The sequence below is a fragment of the Kluyvera sp. EC_51 genome (assembly GCF_019584505.1).
Lineage (GTDB): Bacteria > Pseudomonadota > Gammaproteobacteria > Enterobacterales > Enterobacteriaceae > Kluyvera > Kluyvera sichuanensis.
In genome coordinates, this window is the sequence record NZ_VDAG01000042.1 from 62568 (window position 1) to 80100 (window position 17533).

A 17533-nucleotide genomic window follows, 5' to 3' on the forward strand; every position below is an offset into this window, starting at 1 on the left:
GCTTATCATGAAAAACGGGCCACCAGGCCCGTTAACGATTAACACACTTCAAGTAGCTGCCGCTTCGCGCTTTCCGCCTGCGTTCGGTAGAACTCATACCGCGCACAGAACCACGTTCTTTGCTGCTCGTTCATATTGCCGGTTACCGCGCAAATATCGACAGGGCGGCCTCGCGACTGCATTTGGGCAAAACTGCGGGCCAAAAAATCAAAGTTCATTAACGCCTGCTGATCCTGTTGTTGCATTGCATATCCCTCCGGTCTGATACTCGTTTTCAAGGCTATATGCTCTACTGTTTCCAGTATTCGCCTGTTATCAGTTACTTTTTGAACACTGCGTGCGCATTCCAGTCGCGCGCCGTCACACTTCAGCCATTTCCCTTTTTTCTTCACGAGCGGATCGTGCTGAATACGCGTGCGGGTCCATATGCGGGTACATCAATCAACATTTTTGCAATATACTGTGACAATTGTAGAACAGAGTGAGTACAGGTGAGCGATGGAAATTGATCTCGATAATCTGGTCTTTGATGGGCTGGAAGAGGCGCAAGAGCGCAACGCAGAACGTCTTGACGATGCGGACAAGAAAGCGCAGGCGATTGTCGCCGACGATGATTGCGGCGATGCCTGCAAAATCTGATAACCGAAACCGGCCTGAGGGCCGGTTTTTTTATATGGAGCGGGAGTCTTTCCCGGCGTCGCTGCGCTCGGCCGGGCTACTGCTTCGTGACAGTGTCACGCTAAATCAATCCGCTATCTGTTCTTTGGCGAGCGCTACTAGCTTTTTAATCGCGGCGGTGCGTTCCCGTTTGCGGTACAGCAGCCACAGCACAGATGGGATCGCCTCACCGGCAATCTCCCGATAGCACACGCCGGGGAGATTGATGGTCTGCGCCATCACCGCCGGAACCACCGCCACGCCGTTGCCCAGCGCAACGTTCGCCAGCACCTCCGTCAGCGCCCCGGCCCGCCGGGTGTGTTCAAGAGTAAAGCCGCCGCGTCTTGCCACTTCAACGGTGCCGGAGCGCTGTTCCGGCAGAATAAAGGTTTGCTGACGAAGGCTTTCCGGCACTATTTCCGCTGTCTGTGCCAACGAATGACCGTCACTTAGCGCCAGGCAAAAGTGGTCATGATGCAGCGCCAGATGGGCTATTTCAGCGGGCAACGCTAGCGGCCCGCGCACCAACGCGACGTCCAGTTTCCCCTCCCCCAATAGAGCTGCCATCCCCTCCATCGGCAGTTCGCTAACCTCAACGGCGACGTCGGGGTACTGCTGGCGATAGTGATTAAACAGCGAACTCAGTACCCCGGACATTAACGTCGATGACACATATCCGACACGCAGATACCCCCGCTCACCCCGCGCCGCACTCTGCACCCTCGCCCTCGCCTGCTCGGCCTGCGCAAGCGTCGCCTGCGCCTCATCTCGCAGAATCTCACCCGCCTGCGTAAGCTGTACCCGCCGCTGGCTGCGGACAAACAGCGACGTCCCCAGTTCACGCTCAAGCTGGGCTATCTGTACGGAGAGCGTTGGCACGGCGATACCGAGCGCCTCCGCCGCCGCACCAAAATGCAGGGTGTTAGCCACTTCAAGGAAATAACGCAGATGACGCAGCTCCATAGCCATTCCTGATTATTAGGTTTTATCTAATAATAACGGCAAGCATCTGGATTGAACAAGGCAGCCAGAACGCCGATGCTAATGGCTATACGAACCTTTTCGGATGCCGACCATGCTGTATCGTTTTGCCATTTTTAGCGATGTTCACGCCAATTTACCGGCACTTGACGCCGTCCTCGCCGATATTGACCACCACGACATTACCCAATGCTTCTGCCTTGGCGACGTTGTTGATTTCGCCCCCTGGCCGAATGAGGTTATCGCCCGACTGCGTGAGCGGCAGATTCCGGTGCTACGAGGAAACCACGACCAGCGGGTGGCCTGCGATGAACCGGTGACCACCATGGCGGTGCACAGCCCCGAAGAGCGGGATGCCAGGGTCGAAGCCATTGCGCTAAGTAAACGGGTTCTCAGCGAGGAAAACCGACGCTGGCTGCAAGCGCTTCCCGATACATTGCGCCCGGATCTGCCGCTGCCAATTCTGCTGGTGCATGCCAGTCCGCGCTCACTGTCGGAATATCTGTACGCCGATACCAGCGCACGCACGCTGCTGGCCTTTCCACAATTGCACGACGTCGACGCGTTAATTTGCGGACATACCCACTTTGCCTGCGTGCGGGAAATCGACAGAGGTACGAGACGGCCGTTACTGTTCGCCAACCCTGGCGCCGTAGGGCGTATTAAACCGGGACAGCCGCAGGCAAGCTGGTTATCAGGAGAAATTCGTGAAGGGAAGTTGTCGTTGATGGTCAAAACGGTGCAGTACGATGTGGAGCAGGTGGTACAGGCCATCCGCGACAGTGAAGTACCGGATTATTATGCCGATGAACTCATGCGTCGCATCGCGCAGTGATAAGCGCCGTTGCGCACCGAGCGGCGCAAAACAGCGGCAATGGTATGCACACCACCGCGTACCAGTCGCTGCTCTACTGGATTAAGACGTAAATCCAGCATCTCCTGCGCCCAGTCGGGCAGCAGGTCAATCCCTGCCTTCATCAGAATCGTGCCCGAGGGTTGTGCCATCCGCCCCGGAAGACGGGTGGTCATCAGCACGCGAGCGACTTCTCGTGTGCGTTCATCGCATCTTAGCTGAGGCCGCATCTGCTCGAGATAGTCCGCCACTGCCTGCGGCGTTTTTGGCACGTTACGCGCCCCCAACCGCTCGGCGATACTCGCGGACTCAATAAAATATTGCGCCTGCCTTGCCGGGCTCACCACTACACGGCGATAGCGCAGATGGGAGGCCATAAACGAACTGCACTCCGCAACGTGAACCCAGGTCAACAGATCCGGGTCGCTGGCGGCGTACGGCGTCCCGTCGATATCTACCCCGCTAACCCGCTCATGAATCGCTTTCACTTTGGCAATCAGCCGTTCAGCATCTGGAACGGTGGCGAAAGTGGTTGCTGAGATAAACTGGCTGGTACGGCGCAGGCGGCCAAAGATATCGTCACGAAACGAGGAGTGATCCCACACACCGGCCAGCGCCAGTGGGTGCAGCATCTGCAGTAATAACGCGCTGATGCCGCCGCACAGCATGGAGGTGAAATCGCCGTGCACCGGCCAGATAGCCGACTGCGGGCCGAACAGCCCCGGTTCCCCGGCAGGATGCTCGAAGTCGATTTCATTCAGCGCAATCCCCGTCAGGCCTAGCACCTGACGTTCAATACGCTGGCGTAGCCACTCCATGCGCTTTCTCCTTCAGGCTTACGCTTTACGCGCGTTATCAAGCCAGGCGTATACCGCCGCCAGATCCTGCTCGGCCAGCCCGCCCTGCGACGCCTGCGTCCACATATCGACGATATCGGCCATCATCGGCATGGTGCCCTGCGGAGCGTTTTCCAGCGCCAGACGCGCATCTTTGAGCGCATGCTGAAGCTGCATCTGCGGGGTGTAGTCCTCTTTACGGATCATCTCCAGCTTGCCCTTGACGTACGGCGCCGCCAGCGGCCCGCCTTCCAGCGTTTCCCACAGCTGGCCCGGCGTGAAGCCAAACTGTTTGGCAAGCTGCATACTTTCCGCCACGCCCTGCATCATTGAGATAAGCCAGGCGTTGATCACCAGCTTCATCTTCTGGCTGTTGCCCGCGTCGCCGTACCACTGGGTGCCGCGAGAAATGGCGTCAAAGACCTGCTGTGCATCGCCCGCTCGCGACGCATCACCGCTGGCCATTACCAGAATTTGAGCGTTTTCCGCCGGGGCTTTGGTGCCGGAAACCGGCGCATCGAGGTAGAGCATATCGGGGCGAAGTGCTTCGAGCAGCGCGATGGCATCAGCGGTTTCCTGAATGCCGATGGTCCCCATCTGGCAGAAGGTTGCCCCCTGCTGACAGGATGGCGCAACGGCGCGGATGGCCGCCAGGGTGGCGTCACCGTCGGTGAGCATGGCGATAATCACCTGCACGTCGCTTGCCGCTTGTGCGGCAGTTTCACGCACGATAAGGCCCGCTGACAGCAGATCGTCGCCGCGACCCGGCGTGCGGTTCCAGCCGTATACGGTGAAACCTTTTTTGAGCAGGTTGGCGGCAAATGCGTGCCCCATCGCGCCTAAACCCAGTACCGCTACCGCGGGCAGTGCCTTCATGTTTCTCTCCTCAGATGGTCGGTCTTTTAGGTAGCGTGATGATTATTCGGCAGAAAAGCAACTGGTTAATGGTTAAGCGCCCTTCTTATTTGCAACTTTTTGATAACAAAACTGGATACATGTCAGTTTGGTGAAAGGTTCCGTTCACTTTACGTTAGGTGGAATATGAAGTTCCATCACCGGTGAACGGGCCAAGGGGTGCGGCCGCGCACCCCTTCGCAATCCCCGCGGCCCCGCAGGGAAATCGGTGCTTCGCACTGCGCTCGCCTACGAACTCCAGCCTACGGCACGGCGAAACTCGACATCCCTGTCTCGGTTCGCCTCAGTCCGCCATCCATGGCGTCCTGACCTTGTCTTCCATTCTCCGGCTCGCCGATTTCCAGCGGGGACTCATCGGTTTCAGTGACTTTGGTTTTTGCTGTTAGCTAAAAGACCGCACGGTTTTGGGTGGCGTCTAAATCGCCGAAGCGTTTCCCGTAGACCGGGTCAGCCCACAGGGATGTGGGCTGAGGGCGCAGTTTACAGGGATGTAAACTTGCGCCCGACCTGAAGCCGGAGGGAATAAGCTGAGGGAACCGCGCAGCGGCGATTGGCCGCCCCTTGCGCGCTCTCTGCGCCAGTGCAGTTTATATGGCTACCGCTGGAAGAGAGCGCAACAGAGTGATAAGCCTGAATGCAACTCAGAACGAAGGCATTAGCAACGCTCGCGCTACCCCCCTTTCCGCCCCCCAGACTTCCCAATCGCCTTATACAAATCATTAATTCGCTTCATCGAACGCAGCGTCCGCTGTGAGTGGGTGGATGCCACCGACAGCACCAGCATCTCCAGACACACCATCACCGTACCATGTAGCGGCACGCGGCCATTCTCCCCACGAGGAACGTGGATCACCACCTGCGCCATATCGCTAAAGCGCGAATCAGTAGCCTGAGTCAGCAAAATCGTCGGAATACCCAACCGCTCCGCCTCACGCAGCGTCGTCAGCCCTTCCCGATGCGGCGATTTTTGCCCCATCATAATCAACACATCGCCGCGCTGCAGCGCAATAAGCTGCTCGGCAAGACTAAAGCCGGTGCGATTAAGCACGCAGGACGGCAGGCCAATCCGGCTGAACAGTCGCGCGGTGTACTCGGTCAAAATCCCCGACGCGCCGATGCCAAACAGCGCGACCTGACGCGCATCGCCCAGCAACACCACCGCCTGGGCTATCGCCGCACGGTTGCTGGTGCTGGCGAGCATCTCACAGGCACGCTGGTGCCCTTCCAGCACAAAATCGATACTGGAGTTCACGTCGCTGGTCAGAGCCCCAACCGTCGAAGCCATTTTTTCCGACGAGGTGATGGTCGGGCCAAACCAGTGCTGCATGGTCTGCTTCAGGTCGCGCAGCCCGGCAAAACCGAGCGCCTGGATGGCGCGTACCACGGTGGCATCGGAGGTTTGCGTGGCGGCGGCAATCTCCATTGCCGTGTGGTCGAGCACCGCCTCGCGGTTATCATCAATCCAGTGCGCGACCGCCAGCAGACGCGGCGAAAGCTGAGGCGTGCGGCTTCGCAGGCGTTCGCCGAACAGGTCAACCCGACGCTTCTCTTTACGCATCACCGTCTGGCTCATTTCGTCTCCTTAGGCAGTGGGCGTCCGGCAATCTGCGACTGCACCTCCGCCACCAGCAGGTTCAACGAGGCGTAAGAGTTAGAGATAACCTCGTCGCGCGGCAGCAGGATGTAATGCCCGGTGCGGCACGCGCGCATAAAGTCGCACCAGCCCGGCATCACTTTTTCCATATCGTTGAGTTCATCCTGCGGTTTACCGCCGGTATCCGAGCGCCAGGTGGCAAACAGGAAATCGGCATCCAGCTCCGGCAACTGCTCAGCGCTCACGTCAATACGCTGGCCGTCGGGAATACCTTCAATCATCGGCGGGAAACGGAAGCCCGCATCGCGTAGCACGCGTCCCAGTGAATGATAAGAGTGATGTACCGTGATTTTGCCGTTGTTGGCCTGAATCACCGATACGGTGATCTTATTGGTATCGATGGTCTGTTTAAGCTGTTCGATTTGCGTCTGATAGCGGCGCTCAAGGAGTGCCAGCCGCGCCTGTGAGCCGGTCAGTTCGGCAAGCTTGCCGTAGATACGCGGCGCGCTGCCGAGCAGATGGTCAATGCTCACCGTCGGGGCGATTTTCGCCAGCTGCTCAATCGGCACGTTACGGTTGGGTTCGGTAATAATCAGGTCTGGTTTGGCTGCTGCCACCGCTTCGAGGTCAATATCCGCGGTGCCGATAAACTGAATATCGCTGTTGTCAAAATCGACGCCGGTCAGCATCGCGCTGGAACGCAGATAGTGGCTACCGTCTGGACGTGTCCGCCCGTGGCTGGCGACCGGTGGCACGCCAAGCTCGATAAGCGGAATCGTAATATCGAGATCGTGCATCGACACGATACGTTTCGGGTGATCGGGAACCTGAACCACGCGGCCCAGATCGTCGGTAAACGGGTGCGTTTGTGCAAACGCCGAAACGCTAAACAGGCACAACACTGACATTAGCCCACGTAGGGTCATCCTGAACCTCACAATGCGTCGCGACGACGCCACAGCAGTAAAATAAAGAAGGGACAGCCAATCAACGAAATGATGATCCCTGCCGGAATTTGTAGCGGCGCAAAGGCCAACCGCCCGAGGGTATCGGTGAGCAACACCAGCAGCGCGCCAATCAAGGCGCTACCGGTAAGCAGCGCGACCTGGCCGCCGCGCAGCATAAAGCGCGCCATATGCGGCGCCATCAGCCCGACAAAACCGAGGCTACCGACGCAGGAGACGCTCGCCGCCGTCAGCAGCACCGGCGCGAAGAAGCGCAGCAGCGTCAGGCGTGATAACCGCACCCCAAGCCCGTTCGCCACCTGGTTGCCCATCAACGCGACGTCCGCCGCCCTTGCGGTCAAATAGAGGATCAGCACCGCCGGCAGCGCCCATACCACCGCGACCGCCAGCAGCGACCAGGTGGCAGCGTGCAGGCTGCCCGCAAGCCAGGTCATTGCCGTCTGCACATCGCGGATATCAGCAGTCGTGATAAACAGCCCCATCGCCGCCGACAGCGCCCACGACACGCCGATACCAATCAAAATAAAGCGCGGGCGCGAGAGGTCACGGGCCAGTACGATGACCAGCAGCGCCACCAGCACACCGCCGAGCATGCCGACCAGCGGCCGCCAGGCGAGACTCACGGCGGGGAAAGCCAGGATGAGGGTCAGCACCACCACGCTGGTTCCCTCCTTCACGCCAATTAATCCAGGGTCAGCCAGGCCATTGCGGGTAATCGACTGCATTGCCGCGCCGGCAAGGCCGAGCATACCGCCGCAGAACAGCGCCATCAGCAGTCGGGGTAAGCGGATGTCGCGCACGATGTACACCTGCTGCGCACTTAACGCCTCTGGCATAAACAGTGCGCGGCCAATGGCGCTGGTGGGAATGGGCAGCGAGCCTCGCGTGACGCCGAAAACCACTAATAGCAAAATCACGGTCATCAGCGCGGCGGCGATTTTCAGCAATCGGGGGCGCAGCAAAATACGTAATGGGCCAAGTGCTAATGGGCGAAAGCCCGCGCGGGTGACTGCTCGCGTCATTTAAAGAACCTCACCGCAATCGCAATAAACACCGGCGCACCGACCATCGCGGTCATCACCCCGGTCGCCAGTTCCTGCGGCGCCAGCAGCCAGCGGGCGAGAATATCCGCCAGCAGCAGCAGCAACGCCCCGGTCGGCAACGCCAGCAGCAGCCCGGTACGGATATCCTGCCCGGCCCAGCGGCGAATAACGTGTGGCACCACCAGTCCGATAAAACCAATCGGCCCGGCTACCGAGACCGCCGCACCGCACAGCAGCGCGATGGCAATCACCCCCAGCACGCGGGTGCGCACCACCGATACGCCAAGCCCGCTGGCCACCCGGTCGCCGAGAGCCAGAATGTTGAGGCGCGGCGCGAGCAACGCTGCCATCAACACCCCAAGCAGAGCTGGCACGCTGGCAATCTGTAGCGTGCTGAGACTAATGCCGGAGAGATCCCCCGCAAGCCAGGTACGCATCGCCTGTAACGTCTGTTCATCAAGGATCAGAATCGACGCGGTGACGGCCGACGCAAACGCCGACAGCGCCACCCCGCAGAGGGTAATTTTCATCGCCGTCGCGCCAACGCGCCCGGCTGAAGCCAGCAGCATCACTAGCCCAAACAGCGCCGCCGCCCCACAAGCCGCCGCCAGCGGGCGGCTCACACCGTAGGAGATCCCCGCCGCAGAGCAGACCACCACCGCCAGCGTAGCCCCGGCGTTGAGGCCGAGAATATGCGGTTCGCCCAGCGGGTTGCGAATCACCGTTTGCAGCAGCAGCCCCGCAACGCCCAGCGCCGCGCCGGTCAGCAGCGCCGCTAGCAGTCGCGTCAGGCGCAGGTTAATGATAATGCGGTGGTCAAAATTGCGTGGGTCGTAGTGCAGCAGCGCATCAACCACTACGCTGGGGGCAATGGCACGCGCGCCAAGCCCGAGATGAATAATCGCGCCGAGGCATAACAGGCTGCTAACCAGCAGCAGTGCCCACAGCGAACGAACCGTTTTTGGCCGTTGAATCAGGCTCTGCGTCGCCATCAGGCAGACTCCGGGCGGGCGCAGAACGGCATAAACAGCGGTTTTCCAGTTTGCGGGTTAGGCAACATATGCACGTCGACGTCGAAAACCTGTTTGATGATTTCGGCGGTGCAAGGCGCGCTGTCATCCACGATGCTGGCAATCTTCCCCTGCTTCATAAAAATCAGCGTGTCGGCGTAATTCACCGCAAAGTTGAGGTCATGCAGCACGGTCACCACGGTGCGCCCGTGTTCGCGGGTGAGTTGCTGGAGCAGTTCGAGGATCTCCACCTGATAGCGTAAATCAAGCCAGGTGGTCGGTTCATCCAGCAGAATGGTGGCGGTTTGCTGCGCCAGCGCCATGGCAATCCAGCAGCGCTGACGCTGGCCGCCAGAGAGGCTGTCGACCGGCAGATGCGCAAACTCCAGAGTGCCGGTCAGACGCAGCGCCGTCTCGACCGCCTGTTCATCGTCCGTCGACCATTGACGGATCAGCCCCTGCCACGGGTAACGCCCGCGCGAGACCAGTTCAAAGACGGTGAGCCCTTCCGGAGTCAGCGGCGACTGCGGCAGCAGGCCGAGCTGGCGCGCGACCTGTTTCGTTGGCTGTTGGTGAATATCCTGGCCGTCCAGACGCACGCAGCCGCCCAGCGGTTTGAGCATCCGCGCCATGGTGTTGAGTAAGGTGGATTTACCGGAACCGTTGGCACCCGCCAGCACCGTCATCTTGCCGACGGGGATGGTCAGGCTGATGTTATCAACGATGCGCTGATTGCCGTAACCGGCGCAAAGGGACTCCAGCACTATCCCGCGTTCCTGAGGGGCGTTTTGTTGCCGCTGTGGCATGTTTCTTTCTCTCCGGCCGCAACGACGTGGTATCGTTCTGCACTTTAAATAAATCTCATTCTCTTTTGATCATGCAATGCCGTAATGTAGTAGTCAATAGCACTACATTACCACTTCATTTCATAAGGAATAGGTTATGAAGCGCGATTTCCACACCTAACAAAAACCATTAAAAGCAATGATATTCAATTAATTATGAACAACACCCCTGTTTTCCAACCTCGTATTCCGACTCTTTTTAAGTCGCCGATAAATTTATTGCCGATTGGATTTACTACTACATTTTTGCATGTTTGAATGATTCTCAATTACATATCCTGAACATCCCGGCTTGGTGTGAATGGGTAATTTTGGCTTTTCAGGGCAATGATTTTTATCAATTTTGACTGCCATCCTTCGGCAGTTTTTTTATGGGAAACAGAGAGATGACACAGTTATTCCCGACGTTCACGGGAAAATCAGGACGCGCACTTTTTTCACTGGTTTTTCTGGGGGCGGTCGGCTCCCCTTCGCTGATGGCGGCAGAAAATACCCCGAGCGGCGATAGCGCGAAAAAAGAAGAAGCGATGACGGTTGTAGGCACCGCGCAGGCTGATCAGACGGTTACCGAAGGGTACCAGCCCATCAGCAGCTCCACCGCGACCCTCACCTCGATGCCGCTGCTCGATATTCCGCAGGTGGTCAACACGGTGAGTGACAAAGTGCTGGAGGACCAGCACGCCACTTCGCTTGACGAGGCGCTGTATAACGTCGCCAACGTGGTGCAAACCAACACCCTGGGCGGCACCCAGGACGCCTTTACCCGTCGTGGCTTTGGCGCTAACCGCGATGGTTCAATCATGACCAACGGCCTGCGCACTGTGCTGCCGCGCAGCTTTAACGCCGCGACTTCTCGCGTGGAAGTGTTGAAAGGCCCGGCCTCTACGTTGTACGGGATTCTGGATCCCGGCGGCCTGATTAACGTCGTTACCAAGCGCCCGGAACGCACCTTCTCCGGCGATATTTCCGCCACCTCCAGCAGCTTTGGTGGCGGCACCGGGCAAATCGACGTGACCGGCCCGATTGAAGGCACCCGTCTGGCGTATCGCCTGATTGGTGAATACCAGAACGAAGATTACTGGCGTAACTTCGGCAAAGAGCGCAGCAGCTTTATTGCCCCTTCCCTGACGTGGTTTGGCGACGATGCGACGGTAAACCTCTCCTGGTCACACCGTAACTACAATACCCCGTTCGACCGTGGCACCATTTTCGACCTCGATACCGGGAAGGCGGTGAACGTATCTCGTAAAACACGTTTTGACGAGCCGTTCAACATCACCGACGGTAATTCAGACCTGGCGCAGCTAAACGCTGAATACCGTCTGAATAGTCAGTGGACCGCGCGCTTCGATTACAGCTTTAGCCAGGACATGTACAGCGATAACCAGGCGCGCGTGATGGCTTACGATGCGAAGACCGGCAACCTGACCCGACGCGTCGATGCGACCCAGGGCTCGACCCAGCGTATGCACTCTACGCGGGCAGATTTGCAGGGTAATGTGGTAATTGGCGGCTTCTATAACGAGCTGCTCACCGGTATTGCCTACGAGAATTATGACCTGCTGCGTACCGATATGATTCGCTGCAAGAACGTCAAAAATGGCTTTAACATTTATGACCCGGTTTACGGTTCGCTGAGTAAATGTACCAGCGTCTCCGCGGCCGACAGCGATCAGCGCATTCAGCAGGAAACCTACGCCACCTACGTGCAGGACGCGCTGTACCTGACCGATAAATGGATTGTGGTGGCCGGCGCGCGCTACCAGTACTACACCCAGTACGCGGGTAAGGGCCGTCCGTTTAAAGAGAACACCGACAGCCAGGATGAGAAGTTGACGCCGAAGCTGGGTATGGTCTACAAACTGACGCCGAACGTCTCGCTGTTCGGCAACGTAGCGCAGTCGTTTATGCCGCAGTCCTCGATTGCCAGCTACATCGGCGATCTGCCACCGGAAGAGTCCACGGCCTACGAGATGGGCGCGAAGTTTGATCTGTTCAACGGCGTGACCTCGAACATCACCTTCTTTGATATTCATAAGCGCAACGTGCTGTATACCGAGACCATCGGCGACGAAACCTACGCTAAAACGGCGGGTAAAGTGCGTTCACGCGGGATTGAAGTGGATGTCGCAGGCTCGCTTACCGATAACCTGAACGTGATTGCCAGCTACGGTTATACCGATGCGAAGGTGATTGATGATCCTGATTATGCAGGTAAACCGCTGCCAAACGTTCCTCGTCATACCGGTTCACTGTTCCTGACCTATGACATCAACAACGTCTACGACAGCAACACCCTGACCCTCGGCGGCGGCGGCCACGCATTGAGCCGTCGTTCAGGCACCAACGGCGCGGATTACTACCTTCCGGGCTACGCGGTGGCTGATATCTTTGCGGCCTATAAGATGAAACTACAGTACCCGGTCACCCTGCAGGTCAACGTCAAAAACCTCTTTGACAAGACCTACTACACCTCCTCTATCGCCAGCAACAACCTGGGTAACCAGATTGGCGATCCGCGCGAAGTGCAGTTCACGGTGAAAATGTCCTTCTAACCGCCAGCGGCCCCACTCACGGGGCCGCCTTTACATACTCTTTCAAACCCTTAGCACTTCCCTACAGTTCCCTTCCGCATAATAGTCGCTTTAACTTTTAAGCAACATATTGCGACTTTGAGGGATTAGAGTAATGAAACAAACTCTGCAACTTTCACGCTGGCTACTGGGATTACTTCTCGTTGCCAGCGTTGCGCTGCCCGCCAGCGCCAACAGCTGGCCGTTACCGCCGCCCGGCAGCCGTCTGGTCGGCGAAAACCGTTTCCACGTCGTCGAGAATAACGGCGGTTCGCTGGAATCTATCGCCAAAAAATACAACGTCGGTTTCCTCGCCCTGCTTCAGGCTAACCCTGGGGTCGATCCTTACGTGCCCCGCGCCGGTAGCGTACTGACCATTCCGCTGCAAACGCTGTTGCCGGACGTTCCACGCGAAGGCATCGTGCTGAATCTGGCTGAGCTGCGTCTCTACTACTATCCGCCGGGTAAAAATACGGTCACCGTCTATCCTATCGGTATCGGTCAGCTAGGTGGCACAACGGTGACGCCAACCATGGTGACGACCGTCTCCGATAAACGCGCTAACCCAACCTGGACGCCAACGGCCAATATCCGTGCACGCTACAAAGCACAGGGGATCGATTTACCTGCGGTGATGCCAGCGGGTCCAGATAACCCGATGGGCCACCACGCAATTCGCCTCGCGGCCTACGGCGGCGTGTATCTGCTGCACGGCACCAACGCCGATTTTGGTATCGGCATGCGCGTCAGCTCCGGCTGTATTCGTCTGCGCGATGGCGACATCAAAGCACTGTTTGACCAGGTGACGCCGGGCACTAAGGTGACCATCATCAACACGCCGATTAAAGCGTCAGTCGAGCCAAACGGTGTACGTCTGGTGGAGGTTCACCAGCCGCTGTCCGAACATATTGATGACGATCCGCAGACGCTGCCTATCGTGCTAAACGCCAGCATGCAGGCGTTCAGCCAGAATGCGAACACCGACGCAGCCGTGATGAACAAAGTGATGGACGTACGCTCCGGGATGCCGGTTGATGTCACCCGTCACCACGACGTCGCACAGCAAAATATGTAGCAGGCTCCATAAAGAAAAAGGCCCTGAGCGGGATGCGCTCAGGGCCTTTTTTATGGCAGTGACATAAGCATTATGAGGGTTTTAACGCTTATTTATAGATAACTGCGGTGCCGTGCAGGTTGTTTGGACCGCTAACAGAAGTGATACGGAACGATTTCGCGCCCATGTCATCTGCTTTCTGAGCCAGTTCTTGTTCCAGAGACGCCAGGTTAGGGCCTGCGGAAGCGGAGATGCTGCCGACTTTATGCTGGTCTGCCGGAGTAGACTGCACTTCAACGGCAGCAAAGCTTGCGAATGATAGGGAGCTCAGTACGGCTGCGATGGCCAGAGTTTTTACGGTTTTCATGATTTTTACCTTTGCAGATGATTTTTGTAGGTCAGACGTTATTAACTTAACGATCGATAAAATAATCATAATGAGATCCAGGTCACACGTCAACGTATTTTTATAACGATCGTTTATTTAATTAAGATTCATATATTTTTCATATGAATATGTTCTTTTTATTTTTCCTCACGAAGCGCTAGCCCCTTCCGGGGATTATTTTTATAATGAGCGTTCACTAAACACCGACTAAGGTAGGCGGCACGATGACAACTGACACGCAAAGTTGCGCGAAAAAAGGCCGCGGTCGACCTAAAGTATTCGACCGGGAAGCGGCGCTTGATAAAGCGATGACGCTATTCTGGCAGTATGGATATGAAGCAACATCCCTCTCCGACCTCGTCGAAGCCACGGGTGCAAAAGCGCCGACGCTATATGCCGAGTTTGTGAATAAAGAGGGGCTGTTCCGCGCCGTTCTCGATCACTACATCACGCACTTTGCCTCAAAAAATGAAGCCTGTTTGTTCTGCGATGAGCAACCGGTGGTGGAAGCGCTACGCAACTACTTCACCGCGGTAGCAACCTGCTTTACCAGTAAGGACACACCGGCGGGCTGCTTTATGATCAACACCTCGGCGGCGCTGGCGGCGTCATCGAAAGAGATTGCGAAGACCATTAAGTCTCGCCATGCGGTACAGGAGCAGACGCTGAATCAGTTCCTTCAGCTGCGCCAATCGCGAGGGGAAATTCCGGCGGAGAAAAACGTCACCGAGCTGGCGTTGTTCTTGAGCTGTATTCTGCAAGGCATGTCCATCAGCGCCCGCGAAGGGGCCAGCTTTGATACCCTGATGCAGATAACCGACACCACGCTGCGACTCTGGCCGCAGATGATCGTCCCGTCATAAAAAAAACGCCCCGCCATCTGAGTGATGGCGGGGCGAACAACTTACTACCTGCTATTTTAGGCTTTATTCAGTACCAGCTGGCCGTTGCTATCCAGCGGGATCTGGCTACCAGGCTGTTTATCCATACGGATTTTTCCCTGCTGATCGCCAATTTTGTAGGTCACATCATAGCCGAGCGTCTTTTCGGATTTGTCATACACCGTTTTACAGCGCTGCTCGTTGGTGGTGTAGGTGTCATTATTCTGCATCGCACCCTGCACCTGGTTACCGGCATAGCCACCGCCTAGCGCGCCGACCACGGTGGCAACGCTTTTACCGTGCCCGCCACCAAACTGATGGCCAATCACGCCGCCTGCCACCGCACCCAGTACGGAACCGGCGATACGGTTTTCATCCTGTACCGGACGACGATGCGTCACCGCGACGTTGCGGCACTCCTGACGCGGGTTTTTGACGGTTTCCTTGATAGGCGTAGCGGAAATGACCTGCGCATACTGCGGGCCACGATCGAAAACGTTCATACTCGCTACAGCGGCAACCCCAAGCGCGGCGGCAACGCCAATACCTATACCCGCCAACATTGATTTATTCACGGGAGATCCTCCTTTGTTGCTATTGCTAACAATTGTGCAACCGATCGTTAGCAGTGCCTATCAGACAAAAACTCAAAAGCAGGATTTTATATGGGGAGATGGGTGTTTCGGAGAATTCTGAAGAGGGAATGTCCCGGCGTCGCGACGCTCGGCCGGGCTACTCGTCACTGCTGTAGCCCGGCCGAGGCGTTCACGCCGACGCCGGGAACGGCACGATAATTAATGCAACTTAAGACGCGGACGAATCACGCGGTTAATGCTACCCACCAGCATCATCAGGCCGGTTTTCACGTAGCCATGCAGCGCAATCTGGTGCATACGGTACAGAGAGATGTAAACCATACGCGCGATACGCCCTTCAATCATCATCGAACCGCGCATCAGGTTGCCCATCAGGCTGCCGACGGTGGAGTAGTTAGAAAGCGATACCAGCGAGCCGTGGTCTTTGTAGCTATACGCTTTCAGCTCATTGCCCTTCATCTGCGCCAGAATGTTATTCAGCGCGCAGGTCGCCATCTGGTGCGCCGCCTGAGCGCGCGGTGGCACAAAGCCGCCTTCCGGACGTGCGCAGGAGGCACAGTCGCCAATCGCGTAGATATCCGGGTCACGGGTGGTTTGCAGCGTTGGCTCGACCACCAGCTGGTTAATACGGTTAGTTTCCAGACCGCCGATCTCTTTCATAAAGTCCGGCGCTTTAATACCTGCCGCCCAGACCATCAGATCGGCCTGAATGTACTCGCCGTCTTTGGTGTGCAAGCCGCCTGCATCCGCGCTGGTGACCATCGTTTGGGTCAGCACGCGCACGCCCATTTTAGTCAGCTCGCTGTGCGCCGCACCAGAGATACGCGGCGGCAGCGCTGGCAGAATACGTTCACCGGCTTCCACCAGCGTCACGTTTAGCGCTTCGTTGCTTAAGCCTTTATAGCCGTAGCTGTGCAGCTGTTTCACCGCATTGTGCAGTTCAGCCGACAGCTCAACGCCGGTCGCCCCACCGCCAACAATCGCAATGTTCACCTTGCCGTTTGCGCCAAGATTCGCCGAGTACTTCAGGAACAGGTTGAGCATTTCCTGATGGAATCGACGCGCCTGATGCGGGTTATCGAGGAAAATGCAGTGCTCTTTCACGCCCGGGGTATTGAAGTCGTTGGAGGTACTGCCTAGCGCCATCACCAGCGTGTCGTACGCCAGCTTGCGCTCAGGCACCAGCAGTTCGCCCTTCTCATCGCGCAGTTCAGCGATGGTGAGGGTTTTCGCTTCGCGGTTGATATCCATCACCGAGCCCAGCTGGAACTGGAAGTGGTGGTTACGCGCATGCGCCAGGTAGCTCAGTGCATCTACGCCTTCATCAAGAGAGCCGGTTGCCACTTCATGCAGCAGCGGCTTCCACAGGTGGCTATGGTTACGATCCACCAGCGTGATTTTCGCTTTTTTACTGCGGCCAAGCTTTCTACCCAGTTGAGTAGCCAGTTCCAGGCCGCCAGCACCACCACCCACAATTACGATTTTTTTCATTGGCGTAGTCATGTGACCCCTTAAAATTTATTAACCAATTGTTAATTAAAAGTTATGAATATAGCCTTTAATTAACAACAAGTTACTTGTGTGAAACCATTCAGCTGCAATGAGAATAACACGAATGGTGCATTGGTCATACCAAAATTGATGTGCATCAAGTTTTATCGCGCAGAAGTTGAGCGAACGATATTTTGATAGCCGAAAAATGGGTTGGTTCGGTTAAAAATTAACAAAAAAAAGCCCCGGCAACGGAGCGTTGCCGGGGCGCTTTGCCGGTCTCTTAGCCTAAGGTTTTAAAGGCTTTGATCCGCTGCAGATGCGGGGAGATATTCTTGAACTTATGACCCTGCTCTTCATCCCAGATGATCTCATAGTAATGATGCAGCATGTCGGCTGAACGCTGGCTATCCAGCGCATCATCGTGACGCGAGAGAATAGCCAGGCAGCGATCGCGGTTCTTTTCACGGAAGTTATTCACGCACTTGGTCGCGATATCCATATACTCTTCCGGGCGATCAATCTTGCCGTCCATGTTCTCGTTCGGGAACAGGTTCGGGTTAAACATCACCTGACGGATATCGCACAGGAAGCCGATACGTTCCGCCCAAAAGCCACCCAGCCCTACGCCGCAAATCAACGGACGCTCATCGGCGTTCAGCTGCAGCATCTTGTCCACTTCCTTGAGCAGATGCTGCATATCATGTTTCGGGTGCCGCGTGCTGTAGCTAATCAACCGCACGTCCGGGTCGATAAACTGTAGCTGCAACACTTTTTCGTGGTTACCTGGGCTATTCGAGTCAAAACCGTGTAAATAGATAATCATTTGATCCTCACCACACCATTACTCC

The 17533-nt window shown here is 56.8% G+C and carries 18 protein-coding genes; 5 read left to right on the top strand and 13 right to left on the bottom strand.

The window, feature by feature from the left end; genetic code table 11:
• Positions 1 to 38: 38 nt before the first annotated feature.
• The gene (locus FHC49_RS11110; RefSeq protein ID WP_185666118.1) at positions 39 to 245 is read right to left on the bottom strand and encodes a glycogen synthesis protein GlgS; all 207 of its coding nucleotides are present in this window, start codon (positions 243 to 245) and stop codon (positions 39 to 41) included.
• 253 nt (positions 246 to 498) lie between these two features.
• Here FHC49_RS11110 and FHC49_RS11115 point away from each other — a divergent pair, with 253 nt between their 5' ends.
• Positions 499 to 639 (top strand): hypothetical protein, encoded by a 141-nt coding sequence (locus FHC49_RS11115; protein ID WP_112205122.1) that lies wholly within the window; start codon positions 499 to 501, stop codon positions 637 to 639.
• Between the two features lie 105 nt (positions 640 to 744).
• Here FHC49_RS11115 and FHC49_RS11120 read toward each other — a convergent pair whose 3' ends face one another.
• Positions 745 to 1620, bottom strand: a complete 876-nt coding sequence (locus FHC49_RS11120) for a LysR substrate-binding domain-containing protein (RefSeq protein WP_220439772.1) — start codon at positions 1618 to 1620, stop codon at positions 745 to 747.
• 112 nt (positions 1621 to 1732) lie between these two features.
• On the opposite strand from FHC49_RS11120, the gene FHC49_RS11125 reads away from it, so the two are divergent.
• Complete coding sequence (locus tag FHC49_RS11125) at positions 1733 to 2473, top strand: metallophosphoesterase (RefSeq protein WP_220439773.1); 741 nt, start codon at positions 1733 to 1735, stop codon at positions 2471 to 2473.
• On the opposite strand, the gene FHC49_RS11130 is transcribed toward FHC49_RS11125, so the two are convergent.
• From FHC49_RS11130 to FHC49_RS11160, 7 genes are all read right to left on the bottom strand, one after another.
• Positions 2437 to 3309 (bottom strand): oxygenase MpaB family protein, encoded by an 873-nt coding sequence (locus FHC49_RS11130; protein ID WP_220439774.1) that lies wholly within the window; start codon positions 3307 to 3309, stop codon positions 2437 to 2439. The two genes, FHC49_RS11125 and FHC49_RS11130, sit on opposite strands and share 37 nt — an antisense overlap.
• Positions 3310 to 3327: 18 nt before the next feature.
• Positions 3328 to 4203 carry an NAD(P)-dependent oxidoreductase gene (locus FHC49_RS11135; RefSeq protein ID WP_220439775.1) on the bottom strand — a complete coding sequence of 292 codons (876 nt, stop codon included), beginning with the start codon at positions 4201 to 4203 and terminating at the stop codon, positions 3328 to 3330.
• A gap of 709 nt (positions 4204 to 4912) precedes the next feature.
• Positions 4913 to 5815: a MurR/RpiR family transcriptional regulator gene (locus FHC49_RS11140; RefSeq protein WP_220439776.1), complete on the bottom strand. Its 903-nt coding sequence runs from the start codon at positions 5813 to 5815 to the stop codon at positions 4913 to 4915.
• The gene (locus FHC49_RS11145) at positions 5812 to 6762 is read right to left on the bottom strand and encodes an ABC transporter substrate-binding protein (RefSeq protein WP_220439777.1); all 951 of its coding nucleotides are present in this window, start codon (positions 6760 to 6762) and stop codon (positions 5812 to 5814) included. The genes FHC49_RS11140 and FHC49_RS11145 overlap by 4 nt, the downstream gene beginning before the upstream one ends.
• 8 nt (positions 6763 to 6770) lie before the next feature.
• On the bottom strand, positions 6771 to 7823 hold the full coding sequence (locus FHC49_RS11150; protein ID WP_220439778.1) for an iron ABC transporter permease: 1053 nt from the start codon (positions 7821 to 7823) through the stop codon (positions 6771 to 6773).
• Entirely contained in the window at positions 7820 to 8836 is a 1017-nt protein-coding gene (locus tag FHC49_RS11155) for an iron ABC transporter permease (protein ID WP_220439779.1), read from the bottom strand. Before FHC49_RS11155 ends, FHC49_RS11150 begins: the two co-directional genes overlap by 4 nt.
• A complete protein-coding gene (locus FHC49_RS11160) occupies positions 8836 to 9660 on the bottom strand; it encodes an ABC transporter ATP-binding protein (RefSeq protein WP_185666109.1) in 825 nt (274 codons plus the stop codon). The genes FHC49_RS11155 and FHC49_RS11160 overlap by 1 nt, the downstream gene beginning before the upstream one ends.
• A gap of 425 nt (positions 9661 to 10085) precedes the next feature.
• Here FHC49_RS11160 and FHC49_RS11165 point away from each other — a divergent pair, with 425 nt between their 5' ends.
• The gene (locus FHC49_RS11165) at positions 10086 to 12254 is read left to right on the top strand and encodes a TonB-dependent siderophore receptor (protein WP_220439780.1); all 2169 of its coding nucleotides are present in this window, start codon (positions 10086 to 10088) and stop codon (positions 12252 to 12254) included.
• Positions 12255 to 12387: 133 nt separating this feature from the next.
• Positions 12388 to 13347, top strand: a complete 960-nt coding sequence (locus tag FHC49_RS11170) for a L,D-transpeptidase family protein (protein ID WP_220439781.1) — start codon at positions 12388 to 12390, stop codon at positions 13345 to 13347.
• Between the two features lie 88 nt (positions 13348 to 13435).
• On the opposite strand, the gene bhsA is transcribed toward FHC49_RS11170, so the two are convergent.
• Complete coding sequence (bhsA, locus tag FHC49_RS11175) at positions 13436 to 13693, bottom strand: multiple stress resistance protein BhsA (RefSeq protein WP_185666106.1); 258 nt, start codon at positions 13691 to 13693, stop codon at positions 13436 to 13438.
• 245 nt (positions 13694 to 13938) lie between these two features.
• Here bhsA and FHC49_RS11180 point away from each other — a divergent pair, with 245 nt between their 5' ends.
• Positions 13939 to 14577, top strand: coding sequence for a TetR/AcrR family transcriptional regulator (locus FHC49_RS11180; RefSeq protein WP_220439782.1), 639 nt, complete (start codon positions 13939 to 13941; stop codon positions 14575 to 14577).
• Between the two features lie 56 nt (positions 14578 to 14633).
• Here FHC49_RS11180 and FHC49_RS11185 read toward each other — a convergent pair whose 3' ends face one another.
• The 3 genes from FHC49_RS11185 to ycfP form a co-directional block, all read right to left on the bottom strand.
• Positions 14634 to 15170: a glycine zipper 2TM domain-containing protein gene (locus FHC49_RS11185; protein ID WP_185666104.1), complete on the bottom strand. Its 537-nt coding sequence runs from the start codon at positions 15168 to 15170 to the stop codon at positions 14634 to 14636.
• 219 nt (positions 15171 to 15389) lie between these two features.
• Entirely contained in the window at positions 15390 to 16694 is a 1305-nt protein-coding gene (locus FHC49_RS11190) for an NAD(P)/FAD-dependent oxidoreductase (protein ID WP_220439783.1), read from the bottom strand.
• A gap of 271 nt (positions 16695 to 16965) precedes the next feature.
• A complete protein-coding gene (ycfP, locus tag FHC49_RS11195) occupies positions 16966 to 17508 on the bottom strand; it encodes an alpha/beta hydrolase YcfP (protein ID WP_185666102.1) in 543 nt (180 codons plus the stop codon).
• Positions 17509 to 17533 lie beyond the last annotated feature (25 nt).